The sequence below is a fragment of the Kribbella sp. NPDC048915 genome (assembly GCF_040649595.1).
In the GTDB taxonomy this organism is placed as follows: Bacteria; Actinomycetota; Actinomycetes; order Propionibacteriales; family Kribbellaceae; genus Kribbella.
Window position 1 is genome coordinate 66672 of the sequence record NZ_JBEZFT010000003.1, and the last position, 16132, is coordinate 82803.

The window sequence follows — 16132 nt, forward strand, 5'->3', positions numbered from 1 at the left end:
CCGCCCCCACGGCACCCCGGACCCCGGCTGGGGGATGTTGTTAGGGTCGGCCGTTGATGACTACCAAACATGCGGCGGTGTTCCGGGTGGTGGCGATCGCCGAGGCGATCTCGTGGACCGGACTGCTGATCGGGATGCTGTTCAAGTACGCACTGACCGGGAACGAGGTCGGCGTGCACATCTTCGGGCCGATCCACGGCGGGATCTTCGTCGCGTACGGGATCACCGTGCTCGCCGTCCGCGGCCCGCTGCGCTGGTCCTGGCCGGTCACGCTGGCGGCGCTGGCGGCCAGTGTCCCGCCGCTGTGCACCTGGTTCTTCGAGATCTGGGCGGTCCGTACCGGCCGCGTGGACGGCCGGATTGACGCGAGCCGGGAGGCCGCCGTACCGTCCACAACATCAGCAAACACCGCCGCATGAACCCGTGCGGGAGAGTCCCGGCTACGGCGTAACCGCCGGAACCGGGCGCCGTAGGAGCAACTCTCCCCAAGAATCTCTCAGGCACCTTCACCGCACGGGCGAGGCACCTCTGGAGGGCGTCCGCCCGACAGAGCGGGGAGGACACCAACGGTCAACGTCGACCGGAAGGAACCTCCACACGATGGCGATCAGCGTCTTCGATCTGTTCAGTATCGGGATCGGCCCGTCGAGCTCCCACACGGTGGGACCGATGCGGGCGGCCCGGACCTTCGCGCTCGGGCTCGCCGCCGACGGCCTGCTGGCCGCGACGGCGCGGGTCGAGGCCCAGCTGTTCGGCTCGCTCGGCGCGACCGGGCACGGGCACGGCAGCAACAAGGCCGTCCTGCTCGGCCTCGAGGGCGAGGACCCCGAGACCGTCGTCACGCACGCCGTCGACGCCCGCGTCGAGACGATCCGCGAGCGCGGCCGGATCCAGCTGGCCGGCCGGCACGAGATCGCGTTCGACGAGAACACCGATCTGCTCATGCACCGCCGCAAGGCGCTCCCGTACCACCCGAACGGGATGATCTTCGTCGCCCGCGACGCGGCCGGCACGGTACTGCGGGAGCGCACGTACTACTCGGTCGGCGGCGGGTTCGTGGTCGACGAGGAGGCCGCGGCGGGGGACCGGATCGTGCCGGACACGACACCGCTGAAGTACCCGTTCACGACCGGCGCCGAGCTGCTCGACCGGTGCCGCGAGTCGCAACTGTCGATCAGCGAGGTGATGCTCGCGAACGAGCTGGCCTGGCGTACCGAGGACGAGGTCCGCGCCGGCCTGCTGCACATCTGGCAGGTGATGCAGGACTGCGTCCGCGAGGGCTGCGAGACCGAAGGCATCCTGCCCGGCGGACTGAAGGTGCCGCGCCGGGCGCATGCCCTGCACCAGAAGCTCAGCCAGGACCCGTGGTCGGTCGATCCGCTCAAGGTGATGGACTGGGTGAACCTGTTCGCGCTCGCCGTCAACGAGCAGAACGCGTCCGGCGGGCGGATCGTCACCGCGCCGACGAACGGTGCCGCGGGCATCATCCCCGCCGTACTGCATTACTACCGGCGCTTCGTCCCCGGATCGACCGAGGACGGCGCGGTCCGGTTCCTGCTGGCGGCCGGTGCGATCGGCGTGCTGTACAAGGAGAACGCGTCGATCTCCGGCGCCGAGGTCGGCTGCCAGGGCGAGGTCGGGTCCGCGTGCTCGATGGCTGCCGCCGGATTGTGCGAGGTCCTCGGCGGTACGCCGGAGCAGGTGGAAAACGCGGCCGAAATCGCGATGGAGCACAACCTCGGCCTGACCTGCGACCCGGTCGGCGGCCTGGTGCAGATCCCGTGCATCGAGCGGAACGCGATGGCGTCGGTGAAGGCGATCAACGCGGCCCGGATGGCGATGCACGGCGACGGCGTGCACGTCGTCACGCTCGACAAGGTCATCAAGACCATGCGCGAGACCGGCGCCGACATGAAGATCAAGTACAAGGAGACGTCCCGCGGCGGCCTCGCCGTCAACGTGATCGAGTGCTGACGCTCACCGAGCCTCGAGCAGCGCGGCGAACTGCGGCCGGGTCCTCGACCTGTGCGTTGTGGCCGAGGCCGGGCAGCGTGACCGCCTGGTCGTGCAGGGCGCGCAACTGGGCGTCGGAGTTCATCAGGTCGTGCTCGCCGCGCGCCAGGACGACCTCGGCCTGACTGCCGGCAACGAGGCGCTGCATGTCCGGAGCACCGACACCGAACGTCGCCAGATCCATCGCAAGCCGCCACCGTCCGTCGGCCTGCAGCAGGACGAGCGTCATGAGAGCAGGCTGACAGACGAGGGCGCCGCGCGCCGGGCGGCTCGGCGCGTTGTCAGCTGCTGACCTGCGCCTCGCGGAGGATCCGGGCGGCGGTCTCGGTCAGGGTCTCGTCGGTGTGGTCGCGGGAGACCCGGACGAGCCGTTGGTAGGCCTCGGCCATGTCGATGCCGTACTCCTCGGCCAGCGCGCCTTTGGCCTGCTCGATCACGATCCTGCTCTGCAGAGCCTTCGCGATTCGGGCGGCGACGTCGGCAGGGGCGAGGTCGCCAGCCTGGACGATCGCCGTGGTGGCCATGTCCGCGAACGCCTGCGACAGCCTCAGCGCATCGGCGTCGAGCGGCTCGTCGGCGCGGTGGAAGGCGTTCATCGCGCCGATCACTTCGCTGTGCCAGTGCAACGGCCGGGTGTTCACCTGGACGTACCCGGCCGCGGTGATGGCGCGCCCGACGTCACCCCAGCGCTCTTCGATCTCGGCCCGGCCGGTGACGTGGATCGGATGTCCGGTGTCGACGGTCTCGATGCAGGGGCCGGAGTCGCGCTGGATCTGGTAGAGCTCGAGTTCGGCGGTGGCATGGGATGTCGCGGCGAGCAGTTCGAGCCCACCGTTCGGGTCGCGGACCAGGACACCGAGGGCGGACGCTCCGGTGAGCGAGCCGCAGTCGTCGAGGAGCCCGGTCAGGGTGCCGACCACGTCGGACGGGCCGACCATGGCCGCGGCGGCGTTGACGAAGGCTTGGGAAGCATCCGCTGCGTTCATGAGGTGTGACTTCCCCCATCGGTGTCGGTGCCACTGTCGGTGCCACTGTCGGTGCCACTGTCGCTGTCACTGCGCCTGTCACCGTCGGGGCCGGTATCGGGCCGGACCGAGGTGTCGGGGTCGGCGAACCGCAGCCTACGGTCCACGACCCCCTGGGCGACTTGACTGAGCCTCCTGTTGTGCGCGAACGCGTGGGCGCGGAGCAACGCGGCGGCATCCTCCGGGCTGACTCGCAGCTGGACGACCACCATGCCGGTCGCCTGGTGGATGACCGCTCGTTCCGCCCAGTCCGCGCCGTCGGCGTCATCGAAGTATCCGGCCGGCACCCGCAACAACGTCGTACCGATCGCATCGGCGAGGAATTGCGCCGTCTCCGGATCGGGCGCGGCGGCATCGGCTCGGTGGGCGGTCAGTACGCCGACAATCTCGCCGCCGGGCTGGATGGGTACCGCATCGATCACCATTTCACCGACCGCTTCCAGCGCTGCCATGGCGAACGACGACCAGCCGTCCAGCCGCGAGCGTAGATCGAGTCTCACGATACGGCCGGAGCGATACGCCTGCAGGCTGGGGCCCTCGCCCAGGACCTCCTGCAGCTCCTCCAGCCGGGTGGCCGCCGCGTCGGTGCTGCACAGCAGCATCCGCTCCGGCCGGGTCGTCGACAGGCTCAGCGAGACACCGTCAGCGCCCAAGACCTGCAGATACATCTGGCACAGCCGCGCCTCCACCGGCTCTCCGTCGGTCGCGGCGATCGCTCGGGCGAGCCTCGCCAGCAGACTTGCCTTGTCCGGTGCGGCCATCTGTTCCCTCGTCAGCTCTGCCGGAGACCGTGACATCCGGCGCTCGCGGCACCCCGACCATGAGCTCCGCGCCGAGCACTGAACATCGTGTTTCGCCTCACCTTAGCGCAGCGGAAGTGACTGACCACGGTCCCTGCCACCGGACGTCGGCTGCGTTGTCAGCTAACGGATTGCATTCCTACGGACGCGTAAATGGTGGGCAATTACTGAAATGTTCAGTTCTTGGGTTGAATTTGTTCCAAGGGGTGTTTGAAACGCCCCGGAAACCGATACCCTCCGGGACTTGTGAATCCCCGCCCGCCCTGGCAGAACCCGCGGCGCCGACGCCAGGTCGCCGCCGGCGCAGGACTGTTGCTGCTCGGCTACACCGTGTTGTTCTTCGTGGCCCTGCTCGGTGGGCCACGAATCGGCGCCGGCTTCCTGCCGCTGCCCGGTGGCGGACCCGACCCGGCCGCCCCGACCGCCGGGCCGCAGCCCGGTGAGCCGACCCAGAGCGTCGCGGTACTCCCGCCCCGGACCAGCGCCTCGACCCCGGTCGTCAGCCCGGGCGCGACGCCGAGCGCCTTGGTCACGCCGTTGCCGACAGCAACGACGCCGGGTGAGACGCGGGTCCCGGTCGGACTCACCACGCCCTACCCGAAGACCGCCTCGGGGACGCCGACCCCACAGATCGTGGAGACCATCGGGCCGACCATCCCGGTCCCGACCAAGGTCCCGCCGACCCGCCCGACGTCAGGCCCCACGGACCCGACCACCGGGCCGACCGATCCGACCACGCGCCCCACCGACCCGACGACCAAGCCGACGTCGCCGCCCAGCACCACCACCCCCACCGAGCCGCCGACCACCCCGGACGACCCCGACGAGCCGGACCAGCCCGACGATCCCGAGCACCCCGGCCTCCTCGGCAGCCTCCTCGGCCACCTCCTCGACACCCTCGGCCTCTGAACCGCCCAGCCAGTGGCTCAGTAGGCCTCTACTTCGGTGGTGGGCGCGTTGCCGTCGGGGCGGGGTTGGAGGTTGATCTGCCAGGACTGGGTCTTGCCGAAGGTTTGGTCGAACTTCTTGAACGAGCAGTCCGCGCGGAACTTTCGGTCCGCCGCGTCCCAGTCGGTGCCGCTCTTGAAGTAGAGGTGGTACGCGCCGGCGATCCGATTCACCGTGGTCGAGCCGCCGGCGCGCAGGTAGACCATCAGTTGCGGGGCGTGCGGTGACCGTCCGGGCGTGACGACCGAGACCGCGACGTCCTGCACCGTGCCGTTGGTGATCTTGAGTCGCCCCATGCCGTTCGCGCCGCGCCGTACCAGCACCTCGCCGTTGTCCGGTCGCTCCGGCGAGGCCGCCGACCCCGGGGCGGGCAGCGTCGTACCGAAGCTCAGTTTGAGGGTCCGCAGCTGCGCAAGCGCAGTACTGAGATCGGAGCGCAGTTGCCACTGGACCTTCTGCGAGGTGTACGCCGCACCGCCGCACCGAGCGTCCTCCTCGGTCTTCGACGCCGAGCCGGCCAACCGCATGGCCGCCACCCCAACGCGTTCCCGCAAGGCTGCGTGCGCGGTACTGAGCTGAGGTGCCACCGTGATCGCGCCCAGCCGCACCCCGATCGTGTTGAAAGTCTGCGAGAGCGTCGTCATCGCTTCGCTCAACGCCTCGGCCGTCCGGACCCGGGTCAGCGCCCGCGCCGGTCCGGCCAGCACCTGATCGATCCGCGTCAGCTCCGCTTGGTACGCCGCCGCACTCAACTGTGTTGCGGTCGGAACCGACGACGCGGCCGCCGGCACCGCACTACCGGACGTCGACGTGACCGGGCCCGGCGTGGCGTCCGGCTGCTCGCCACAGCCCGCGAGCGGACCCACCACCCCGACACAGATCACCAGACAGCGCGCAACCCAGCGCTTCATCCCCCACCCCACACAACAAGCTCCCCAACCTGTGAGCTGTCCAGCGTAAGGCATCAATCCCGTGGTGCGGGACGGACGAACGGAAACGCCAGCGTGCTGCGGATGTTCTGGCCGGTGAGCATCATCATCACCCGGTCGACGCCGATGCCGAGACCGCCGGTCGGTGGTATCGCGTACTCGAGCGCGGACAGGAAGTCCTCGTCGAGCGACATCGCCTCGGGGTCACCGGCGGCCGCCTTCAGCGACTGTTCGGTGAGTCGCCGGCGCTGCTCGATCGGGTCGACCAGCTCGGAGTACGCCGTCCCGATCTCGGCGCCGAACGCGACCAGGTCCCAGCGTTCCGCGAGCCGCGGATCCGTGCGGTGGTTGCGGGTCAGCGGTGACGTCTCGAGCGGGAAGTCGGTGTAGAACGTCGGCAGCACGGTGGTCGGCTCGACGAGCTCGTCGTACAGCTCGAGCACCAGCTCGCCGGCCGTCAGCTCGAAGGTCGTGTGGATGCCGTGCTCCGCGCACAGCTCCCGCAGCCGCTCGATCGGTGTGTCCGCGTCGATCGCTGCGCCGGCCGCCCGGCCGACCGCCTCGTGGACGGTGACGACCGGCCACTCACCGGAGATGTCGATCTCCTCGCCGTCCCGGCGGACGATCGGCTTGCCGTACACCGCGGTCGCCGCCTCGATCAGCAGCTCCCGGGTGAGTTCGCGCATCACGTGGTAGTCGGCGTACGGCTGGTACGCCTCGACCGAGGTGAACTCCGGATTGTGGGTGGCGTCCGCGCCCTCGTTGCGGAAGTTCCGGTTCAGCTCGAAGATCTTGCCCATCCCGCCGACGCTGAGCCGCTTCAGGAACAGCTCCGGCGCGATCCGCAGGAACAGTTCGGTGTCGTAGGCGTTGATGTGCGTGACGAACGGCCGCGCGTTCGCGCCGCCGTGCACCGCCTGCAGCATCGGCGTCTCCACCTCGATGAACCCCCGGCTCTCGAAGCCGTTGCGCAACGCCCGTACGGCGGCACTGCGCTGCTGCATCATCCGCAGCGAATCCGGGTTCATCACCAGGTCGAGGTGCCGCTGCCGCACCCGCGCTTCCGGGTCGGTGAAGCCCTTGCGCTTGTCCGGCAACGGGTGCAGGCACTTGGCCGCCATCAGCCAGTCGGACGCGGCGATCGACAGCTCGCCGCGACGGCTGGTGACGACCTCGCCGGTGACGCTGACGTGGTCGCCGATGTCGACGAGGCGCCGCCACCGGTCGAGCTGTACGTCGCCGCACGACTCGGCCGTCAGCATGACCTGCAACTGGCTGAGCCCGTCCTGCAGCTGCGCGAACCCGAGCCCGCCGTGGTTGCGCATCCGCAGCACGCGGCCGGTCACCGAGACCGTGTGGCCGGTGTGGTGGTCCGGCGGCAGGTTCGGGTACAGCTCCTGGATCCGCTCGAGCGTTTCGGTGCGCGGCACCGTGACCGGGTACGGGTCGAGGCCCGCGGCAACGAGCTCGGCAAGCTTGGTCCGGCGGATCCGCTCCTGCTCGGTGAGCTTGCGCTCGGGCAGCGCGGGTCGCAGCAGCTCGTCCTCCTGCTCGCGGACGGCGGTCGTGAAGGCGCGGCCGTCCGCGGCCATGATCGCGTGCCGTTCGGCGGTCTCGACACTGTCCACGCGCGTCCACGGGCGCGGCGCCGGCAGGAAGCCTTCCGCCGTACCGGCCGCGAGCACGACCTGGGCCAGCGAGGCTCCGCGCGAGTAACACATCAGTCGCGGCGACCAGCGCGGCAGGTACTTCTCGTTCGACTGGTACAGACTCTCCAGCTGCCAGAAGCGCGACGCCGCCGTGAGCAGCGCGTTGGTCAGCCGCAGCACCGGACCGGCACCGACCCGCTCGGCGTCGCTGAAGATCTCCCGGAACATGGCGAAGTTCAGCGAGATCCGATGGACGCCGAGATCGCCGCAGGCGTCGACGAGCGACGTCACCATGAACTCCATCAGGCCGTTCACCGAATCCGGATCGCGGCGCATCAGGTCCAGCGACACGCCCCGGACACCCCACGGCGCGAACGACAGCAGCCCACGGACCTCGCCGTCGGAGTCCCGCGCGATCACCATCACGCAGCGCGCGTCGGCCGGGTCGCCGAGCCGGCCGAGCGCCATCGAGAACCCGCGTTCGGTCCGCGCACCACGCCACTTCTCGGCGAGCTCGACGTACTGCGCCAGCGCCTCCGGCGAGAGGTCTCCGTGCCGGACGACCTCCGCGTGGTACCCGGCACGCTGCACCCGCGTCACCGCCTGGCGCACCGGCCGCATCGTCCGGCCCTCGAGGGTGAAGTCCGCGACGTCGATGATCGCCTCGTCACCCATCTTCAGTGCGCGCAGCCCGGCGTCGACATACGCCTGCGCCGCCTCCTCGCTCGCCGACAGCACGGCCGGCGACCAGCCGTACGTGCGCGCCTCGGCGAGCCAGCGCTGGATCGCCGCCGGCCAGGCGACCGGATCGCCGAGTGGATCGCCACTGGCCAGGCTGACCCCGTTCACCACCCGGTAGGCGATCGCCGCGTCGTTGCCGGGCGCGAACACGACGGCCTTGTCCCGGCGCGTCGCGAAGTACCCGAGGGAGTCCCGCTCGCCGTGCAGCAGAAGCAGCCGCCGGACCTCGAGTTCCTCGGTCTGCGTCAGATACCGGACCCGCTGGACCGAGCGGAGGAAGATCCAGAACGCGATCACCAGCGAGGCCGCCGAGATCGCGCCGATGGTCAGGCCGATCCAGCCGTGGCCTTCGTTGCCGCCCAGCTTGCTGCGGGACTGGCCGAGCGCGGCCATGATCGCCCAGCCGATCTTCTGCCGCTGGCCCTCGAGGGTGCGCGGGAAGAGCTGGGTGAGCGTGATGCTGACCGCGATCGAGACGAGCATGCCGGAGACCAGGGCGCCGATCGCGAGCCGCCGGCTGCCGGGCGCCAGGCGGGCCGGGAACGCAGCCCGGATCTTCCACAGCAGGACGACGATCGCGGCTACCACGACCGCCTGCACGATGCCCCACTCCAGGTCCTGGACGCTGGCCGGACCGAAATCGCGCAGCAACTCCGCGTCGGTCGGGTTGGCCAGCCGGACACTGGTGAACGCGATCCCGGCGACCTGGGCGAGCAGCCACAGCGCCTCGAACACCCACAGCACCCAGAGCAGCGCGGCGCGCTTGCCGCGCAGCAACGCACTGCCGACCACCGCGAGGTAGACGGCGGAGAAGATCGTGTGCCCGGCCGGGATGCCGATGAAGTCGAACGCGAAGTCGACGTGCTTGACCAGTTCCGGCGCGCCGAGATGCAGCGGAATCGCGATGAACGACCACACCGCCGCGAGGACGACGATGCGGCCCACCCAGACCGCGGCTCGTTGCTGCCACGCGGGGACCACTGCTACTTCTTCCGACCGCACGAGCCGATCATCCCACTGATTCACCGGCACTTCGGTCGACCTAGCACTACCTCGAGACTACAGCTGACGCCACAGTCAACCAGGTGGTCGCCGTGTCACGGTGTTGGGCATGGCTCCCGTCCCCTACCGCCTGATCCGCAACCTGATGCTGGTCGCGGGCGTGCTCTACTGCAGTCTGCTGCTCGAGGTCGCGGCAGGCTTTCCGCTCGACGTCCGTACCTCGTTCCTCAGTGAGCTGGGCGCTCGTGACCAGGCCACGAGCCCGTACGCGCGGTTCATGGACCTCGCGACCGGCGTACTGCTGCTGGTCGCCGTCTTGCTGGCCAGGCCGGCGGTGCGCGGGCAGCGGGAGCTGACCGGCCTGCTGATCAGTACGGCGGTGTTCGGGGCCGGGACGTTGTTCGACTCGTTCTCGCCGATGGACTGTGCGCCGTCGGCAGGCGCGGCGTGCCGGGCCGCGGAGGCGAACGGTCAGGCCGGGGCGTCACTTGTCCTGCACGAGATCACCTCGACGCTCGCCGGGATCGGCAGTATCGCGATGGGCGTCTTCGCCGTCCTCGTGCTGCGCCGCTGGGGCTGGGGCGCGGCGTGGGGCAAGGCAGTCGGCGTACTGGCCGCGGGGGTCGCCGGGACGCAGACGTGGCTCGGTCTGGAGACCGGGTACGACGTTCTCACCGGCAACGACCTGCACGCGCCGGGCATCCTGCAGCGCGTATCCGTACTGCTCGTCTGCGTAATGCTGGCGACACTGCTACCAGGTCTGAGGCACGCTGTATCTCGATGACCGTCACGTGGATCGTGGTGCCCGGCCTGGCCGAGACTCCCGAGGAGTTCGGCCGGGTCGTCGCGTTGCTGCCGGGAGCGGACGTCCGCGTCGTCGATCCGTGGCGCACGCCGACCACGTCCGATGTCGACGCCCTGCGCGCGGCCGTCGGTGTGGAACCGGGGGACGAGATCGGGCTGGTCGGACACTCGATCGGCGGACTCGTCGTACTGCGGTGGGCGCTGACCCGGCCGCACGAGGTGAGCCAGGTGGTGCTTGTCGACAGCAGCCTGCTCTCGGAGACGGGATGGCGTCCGTTCTATCCGGGGCGGCGCGGTGACCGTGCGGTTCGGTTGGTACTGCGGTTCCTCGGGCGGATCGGCGTACCGCGGGTGCTCGGGCCTGTGGTTCGGCGGCTGATCGTGCGGCTCGGCAGTCTGTCGAATCGGGATCTGTTGTCGAGGGCAACAGCCCGGACGCGGTACGGCGGTTCCGCGTCATGGCTGCTGTTCTGGGACGAGCTGGCCGGCAGTTGGGAAGTGGCGGCTGAGGTGGCCCAGCTGGTCGCCGGTCCGCTGGGCGAGGTCGCGCCGGCGTCGCTGCTGGTTGCCACCGGAGGTACGTCGCGCTTCACGGCGAAGGGCTGGCTGGCCGGTCAGCAGCGACTCGCGGACCGGCTCGGTGGCAGCGTCGAAGTACTCCGCGACTCCGCCCACCTGGTCCACCTGGACCGGCCCGACGCCATCGCGGCCGCCGTCCTCCGCTCGATCGAGCCGTCAGCTTAGGTTCCTGGTCAGGTGGTGGCGGTCATCGCCGGGGTCGGGAGCTTGCGCTGCCAGACCTCGTCGAGGGCCATGCGCATCGCGCCGGTGACCACGGCGTCCTCGGCCAGAGCGGACAGCTCCAGCTTCGGGTGGTTGAGCGTCAGCAGGCGCAGCTGGTCGGAGATGGCGTCGAGGAGGACAGCGCCGGCGCGGGCGACACCGCCTCCGATCACGACGGCCGTCGGGTCCAGTACCAGTACGGAGGGTGCCAACGCCCGGGCGAACGTCCGCGCGACGCGCTGTACGACGGCCTGCGCCACCGGGTCACGTTCCGCCGCCGCGGCGAACACGTCCGCGGTGTCCAGCTGATCGCCTCCGAGCTCGGCGAGCCGGGACTGCGGATTGTCCAGCGCGGCCTGACGACCGAGCGCAGCGATGGCCTCCGAACCGACCGCGCGCTCCAGCGGGCCGCGGCTGTCGTCCGGGTTGATCACGTCGTCGGCGTCGGTGGCGATGAAGCCGATCTCACCGGCCGCGCCCGTACCGCGGTGCAGTCGACCGTCGATCACGATGCCGGCACCGAGACGCTCACCCCACTGGACCGCGAGCAGCGTGCCGGTGCCGCCGCGGGCCGCCGCGATCGCCAGCGCGGCCAGGTTGGCGTCGTTGTCCAGCATGACGGGGCAGTCGAGCATGCCGCGAACGTGCTTGATCAGGTCGATCGCCGGCCAGCCCGGCACACTCGGCACCAGCTGGACGCGGCCGGTGTGCTCGTCGACGATGCCGGGGCTCGCGGCGACCGCGGCGGCGATGTCCTCGGCCGGGACCTCGGCCTCCGCGAGGGCCTCGTTGATCACCTCGCTGATGACGCCGAGCAGCTCCTGGGCGGTCCAGCCGGGCCCAGAGCGCCGTACCAGCGACAGCTTGCGGCCGGCCAGGTCGGAGACGCCGACCGTCACCCGGTGCGGGCCGACGTCCAGCCCGAGCACTGGCGCGGCGCGGCCGCGCAAGGACACCCGGATGGCCGGGCGGCCGAGCGATCGGTCCGCGGAGTCGGGGCCGTGCTGCTGCAGCCAGCCGGCGTCCAGCAGCTCGTCGACGGCCTGCGCGACCGTCGGTCTGGCCAGTCCCGTGCGCTCGACCAGCTCCGCGACCCGCAGCGGTGCCGGCGCGGATCGACGGACCGCGTCCAGGACCGAGGCGACGTTGATTCGCCGCAGCATCGTCGTGCCGCCGCCGCCGAGCGTGCCCTTGCCCATGTCCGACCCCTTGCCTGCCACCCGCACAGTATAGATAGCGAGCGTTCATAAATACTGTCCACAAGCGCAACGATCCGGCGGACATCGGTACGTGGGTCGACAACTATCACTTGTGGGCCGCTCGAAGCTCCCAGTACACGCTTCCTGCCCGGAATCGGCACCGGCCCGTCTCGAAGTGCGACCGGAACGCCGATCAGCACCGCCTACGCTGGGTACCGGCCGAGAAGTTCGAAAGGCAGGGTCTATGTCACGTGAGCGTGCGGTTGTCGAGGGCTGTCCGACCGAGCTGTTCATCGCCGGGAAGTGGGTCGCGGCCGAGGGTGGCCGGACGCTCGCCGTCGAGGATCCGGCGACCGGGGAGACGCTCTGCGAGGTGGCCGATGCCAGTCCGGCCGACGGTGTGGCCGCGCTGGACGCCGCGGTCGCCGCGCATGCGGAGTGGGCCGCGACGCCGCCGCGGGACCGCGGTGAGATCCTCCGCCGGACGTACCAGCTGATGACCGAGCGGGCCGACGAGCTCGCGCTGCTGATGACGCTCGAGATGGGCAAGCCGGTCGCCGAGTCGAAGGGCGAGATCGCGTACGCGGCCGAGTTCTTCCGCTGGTTCGCCGAAGAGGCGGTCCGGATCGACGGCGGGTACCAGATCGCGCCGAACGGCTCCGGCCGGTTCCTGGTGACGCGGCAGCCGGTCGGTCCGTGCCTGCTGATCACGCCGTGGAACTTCCCGGCCGCGATGGGTGCCCGCAAGATCGGCCCGGCGGTCGCCGCCGGCTGCACGATGGTGATCAAGCCGGCCGCACAAACGCCGCTGTCGATGCTCAAGCTGGCCGAGCTGATGACCGAGGCCGGACTGCCGGCCGGTGTGCTCAACGTTGTGACGACGCAGGACGCCGGTGGCGTGATGGAGCCGCTGATCCGCGACGGGCGGGCCCGCAAGCTCTCGTTCACGGGGTCGACGCCGGTCGGCCGCAAGCTGTTGGAGCAGGCGTCCGAGCAGGTGCTGCGGACCAGCATGGAGCTCGGCGGCAACGCGCCGCTGCTGGTCTTCGAGGACGCCGACCTGGACAAGGCTGTCGACGGCGCGATGCTGGCCAAGATGCGCAACGGCGGCGAGGCGTGTACGGCGGCCAACCGGATCTACGTGCACGCGTCGGTGATGGACGAGTTCGCGACCCGGCTCACCGAGCGGATGTCGCGGCTGAAGGTCGGTCGCGGCACCGAGGACGGTGTCGATGTCGGCCCGCTGATCGACGGCAAGCAGCTCGACAAGGTGGCCGACCTGGTCGCGGACGCGATCGCCCAAGGCGCGCGGACCCTCACCGGCGGAGCGGTTGCCGCGGGCAACGGGTACTTCTTCCAGCCCACGGTGCTGGCCGACGTACCGCCGACCGCCCGGCTGCAGAAGGAAGAGATCTTCGGCCCGGTCGCACCGCTGACCGCCTTCGAAACCGAGGACGAAGCCGTCCGGATGGCCAACGACACCGAGTTCGGCCTGGTCTCCTACCTCTTCACCAAGGACCTGAGCCGAGCCCTCCGCGTCTCCGAACGCCTGGAAGCCGGCATGATCGGCCTCAACCAGGGCATCGTCTCCAACCCCGCCGCCCCCTTCGGCGGTGTCAAACAATCCGGCCTCGGCCGCGAAGGCGGCTCGGTCGGCATCGACGAGTACCTCGAGATCAAGTACGTCGCCGTCAACGTCGACTGACCGCAGAGGTGCGGCGGGACCTGGGGTCGCCGCCGCACCTCAGCGTTCTCAGCTGACCAGGTCGTTGACCGAGCGGAGCACGGGGGAGTCGACCTCGGTCGGGGCGGTGCTGTTGGTGATGTGGAACGTGTGGGACTCGCCTGCGGAGAGGGTGATGAGGCTGGAGTCGACGCGGGCCGCGGGGTCGAGGCGGTCCGGGAAGAGGGCCAGGTCCTTGGCGAGAGCGGTTGCCGTGACGGTGACGTCGTAGCCGTTCTCCGTGGGCGCGACCGCGGACGTGTAGGCGTCGCCAACGAGCTGCAGTTCGGTGTCCTCGACGAAGTACCAGTACGCCGTCACGCCGTCGGCGCCGCGAACCTCGAGGTACTCCGCTGCCGGGTCGCCGGCTGTGGCAACCGACTCCGGGACCGCGTTGACGACCGCCGAGCGGCGCGCGATCTCGATCGCGAAGGTCTCCTGAGCGAGCACCTCGGAACCCTTGCCGGTCGAACGGCGGGTGACCGTGATCTCGGTCGACCAGGTCTCGTCGGTGTCGTTGTGCGCGGCAACGACCAGGCCGTCGTTCCGCGGCTGTACGGTCAGCAAACGGTCGGCGTACACGCGCTTCAACGCGTACCACAACGGCTTGCGGATCCCGTGCCCGTCAACCGCCGCCCAGGAAACCACCGGCCAGTTGTCGTTCAGCTGCCACACCACAGCGCCGGTGTTCAGCGGGAACAGCGACCGGAAGTGCTCGATGCCGTAGGCAACGGCCCGCGCCTGGTTCAGCTGCGTGATCCAGTGCCAGTCGTCGATGTTCTCCCACTTCGGCAGGTGCGCACCGAGACCCCGCTCCAGCTTGAGGTTGCCTTCGAACGCCTTCTGGTGCACCAGCATCTGGTCGCCATAGGGGTCCAGCGGCTCATCGTGGACGACCGAGGTGAGGGTCGACCAGGCCGGCGGTCCCTGGAACCCGAACTCCGACACGAACCGCGGCTTGTACTTGCGGTACGTCGTGTAGTCCACCTGGTTCCAGACGTCCCAGATGTGCATGGTGCCGTGCCGGTCGTCGTTCGGGTGGATGAACTGGTCGAACGAGTACGGGCTGCCCGGCGAGTACGGCGTCCGCGGGTCGAGCTCGGCGACGATCTTCGGGAGCAGGTCGAGGTAGTACCCCGCACCCCAGGCCTTGCCGGCCAGCGGAACCCGCCAGCCCCACTCGACGTAGCCCCAGATGTTCTCGTTGTTGCCGTTCCACACCGCGAGGCTGGCGTGCCTGCTCAGCCGGGTGACGGCCTGCCGGGCCTCCGCCTCGACCTCGCTGCGCAGCGGCTCGTCCTCCGAGTACGCCGCGCACGCGAACAGGAAGTCCTGCCAGACCAGGATGCCGAGCTCGTCGCAGACGTCGTAGAAGTCTTCGCTCTCGTAGATCCCGCCGCCCCACACCCGCAGCAGGTTCATCCCCGCGTCGACCGCGTCCAGCACGCTTGTCCGGTACGTGTCGGCGTTCAACCGGGTCACGAACGCGTCGTCCGGGATCCAGTTCGCGCCCCGGACGTAGACCGGCTTCCCGTTCACCGACAGCACGAACGGCGTACCGTCGTTGTCGGGGGCAACGTTCACCGTGATGTCGCGGAAGCCGACCCGGCCCTGCCAGTCGTCGTCGTTCAGCGTCACGGTCACGTCGTACAGCGGCTGTTCGCCGTACCCCCGCGGCCACCACAACTGCGCATCGGGCACCCGGTTGGTGACCACGGCGGTGTCCGTACCCGGCTTGACGCTGGTGGACTGCGTCATACCGCCGACCTCGACGGTGACCGTCTGGTACTCCGACGCGGTGTCGGTCCACACCAGCGAGACGTGCGTGGTCAGTACGCCGTCCGCGCCGGCCAGCGGACGGACCGCGTCGATCCGGACGCCGGACCAAGACTCGATCCGGATCGGCCGCCAGATACCGGCGGTGGCGACGTCGGGTCCCCAGTCCCAGCCGAAGTTCGAGGCCATCTTGCGGAGCTCGTTGTACGGGTGCAGGTTGGTGTGCGGCCAGCTGCCGACCTTCGCACGCTGCGCCTCGGCGGCCGTCACCGGACCTTCGAACTCGACCACGAGCTCGTTGTCACCGGCAACCAGCAGGTGCGTGACGTCGAACCGGTAGGACCGGTGCTGGTTCGCGGTCCGGCCCAGCTCCTGCCCGTTCAGCGTGACGGTCGCGACCGTGTCGAGCCCGTCGGCCACCAGTTCCTGCCGCTCGTGGCCGTCGGTGGCCCAGGCGAAGGTGGTCCGGTAGCTCCAGCGGGTCCGGCCGATCCAGTGCAGTTTCGACTCGTTGTCGCCGTCGAACGGGTCCGGGATCTGACCGGCCGCGAGCAGGTCGGTGTGCACCTCGCCCGGCACGGTCGCGGCGACGGCGCGGCCGATCAGGCCGTCGGGCGCCGGTCCCTCGACGGCGTGCACGGTCCACGCGATGCCGCCGGCGGTGGTCAGGTCGAAGGTCTTCAGTGAGGTCACAGTGGGGCTCCAGAGATGAACCGGTTCAGTAGAACGGCACCGCCCCC

13 protein-coding genes and 1 riboswitch are annotated in these 16132 nt (G+C 70.0%); of the genes, 6 read left to right on the forward strand and 7 right to left on the reverse strand.

Annotated features, from left to right (window positions below; all coding sequences use genetic code 11):
* Window positions 1-56 precede the first annotated feature (56 nt).
* Window positions 57-419 carry a DUF3817 domain-containing protein gene (locus tag AB0B82_RS02640; RefSeq protein ID WP_360161696.1) on the forward strand — a complete coding sequence of 121 codons (363 nt, stop codon included), beginning with the start codon at window positions 57-59 and terminating at the stop codon, window positions 417-419.
* A riboswitch (glycine riboswitch) is annotated at window positions 417-522 on the forward strand. (Overlaps the previous gene by 3 nt.)
* A gap of 78 nt (window positions 523-600) precedes the next feature.
* Complete coding sequence (locus AB0B82_RS02645; protein ID WP_360161698.1) at window positions 601-1974, forward strand: L-serine ammonia-lyase; 1374 nt, start codon at window positions 601-603, stop codon at window positions 1972-1974.
* On the opposite strand, the gene AB0B82_RS02650 is transcribed toward AB0B82_RS02645, so the two are convergent.
* From AB0B82_RS02650 to AB0B82_RS02660, 3 genes are read right to left on the reverse strand one after another with little or no spacing between them, the layout of a single operon-like run.
* Complete coding sequence (locus tag AB0B82_RS02650; RefSeq protein WP_360161700.1) at window positions 1955-2242, reverse strand: hypothetical protein; 288 nt, start codon at window positions 2240-2242, stop codon at window positions 1955-1957. The genes AB0B82_RS02645 and AB0B82_RS02650 overlap by 20 nt on opposite strands.
* Before the next feature lie 52 nt (window positions 2243-2294).
* On the reverse strand, window positions 2295-2999 hold the full coding sequence (locus AB0B82_RS02655) for a GAF and ANTAR domain-containing protein (RefSeq protein WP_360161702.1): 705 nt from the start codon (window positions 2997-2999) through the stop codon (window positions 2295-2297).
* Entirely contained in the window at window positions 2996-3799 is an 804-nt protein-coding gene (locus tag AB0B82_RS02660) for a GAF and ANTAR domain-containing protein (protein WP_360161704.1), read from the reverse strand. The genes AB0B82_RS02655 and AB0B82_RS02660 overlap by 4 nt, the downstream gene beginning before the upstream one ends.
* Window positions 3800-4084: 285 nt before the next feature.
* Here AB0B82_RS02660 and AB0B82_RS02665 point away from each other — a divergent pair, with 285 nt between their 5' ends.
* The gene (locus tag AB0B82_RS02665) at window positions 4085-4747 is read left to right on the forward strand and encodes a hypothetical protein (RefSeq protein WP_360161706.1); all 663 of its coding nucleotides are present in this window, start codon (window positions 4085-4087) and stop codon (window positions 4745-4747) included.
* Between the two features lie 17 nt (window positions 4748-4764).
* On the opposite strand, the gene AB0B82_RS02670 is transcribed toward AB0B82_RS02665, so the two are convergent.
* A complete protein-coding gene (locus tag AB0B82_RS02670) occupies window positions 4765-5697 on the reverse strand; it encodes a hypothetical protein (RefSeq protein WP_360161708.1) in 933 nt (310 codons plus the stop codon).
* 53 nt (window positions 5698-5750) lie between these two features.
* Window positions 5751-9107: a bifunctional lysylphosphatidylglycerol synthetase/lysine--tRNA ligase LysX gene (gene lysX, locus AB0B82_RS02675; protein ID WP_360161710.1), complete on the reverse strand. Its 3357-nt coding sequence runs from the start codon at window positions 9105-9107 to the stop codon at window positions 5751-5753.
* Between the two features lie 109 nt (window positions 9108-9216).
* On the opposite strand from lysX, the gene AB0B82_RS02680 reads away from it, so the two are divergent.
* Together AB0B82_RS02680 and AB0B82_RS02685 are read left to right on the forward strand one after the other, a co-directional pair.
* Window positions 9217-9891: a DUF998 domain-containing protein gene (locus tag AB0B82_RS02680; RefSeq protein ID WP_360161712.1), complete on the forward strand. Its 675-nt coding sequence runs from the start codon at window positions 9217-9219 to the stop codon at window positions 9889-9891.
* Window positions 9888-10655, forward strand: coding sequence for an alpha/beta fold hydrolase (locus AB0B82_RS02685; protein ID WP_360161714.1), 768 nt, complete (start codon window positions 9888-9890; stop codon window positions 10653-10655). The genes AB0B82_RS02680 and AB0B82_RS02685 overlap by 4 nt, the downstream gene beginning before the upstream one ends.
* An 8-nt stretch (window positions 10656-10663) precedes the next feature.
* Here AB0B82_RS02685 and AB0B82_RS02690 read toward each other — a convergent pair whose 3' ends face one another.
* Window positions 10664-11914: an ROK family transcriptional regulator gene (locus tag AB0B82_RS02690; RefSeq protein WP_360161716.1), complete on the reverse strand. Its 1251-nt coding sequence runs from the start codon at window positions 11912-11914 to the stop codon at window positions 10664-10666.
* 223 nt (window positions 11915-12137) lie between these two features.
* Between AB0B82_RS02690 and AB0B82_RS02695 the strand changes: the two genes are divergently transcribed.
* The gene (locus tag AB0B82_RS02695) at window positions 12138-13598 is read left to right on the forward strand and encodes an NAD-dependent succinate-semialdehyde dehydrogenase (protein ID WP_360161718.1); all 1461 of its coding nucleotides are present in this window, start codon (window positions 12138-12140) and stop codon (window positions 13596-13598) included.
* A 48-nt stretch (window positions 13599-13646) separates the two neighbouring features.
* Here AB0B82_RS02695 and AB0B82_RS02700 read toward each other — a convergent pair whose 3' ends face one another.
* Complete coding sequence (locus tag AB0B82_RS02700) at window positions 13647-16085, reverse strand: glycoside hydrolase family 2 protein (protein ID WP_360161720.1); 2439 nt, start codon at window positions 16083-16085, stop codon at window positions 13647-13649.
* Between the last annotated feature and the right edge of the window lie 47 nt (window positions 16086-16132).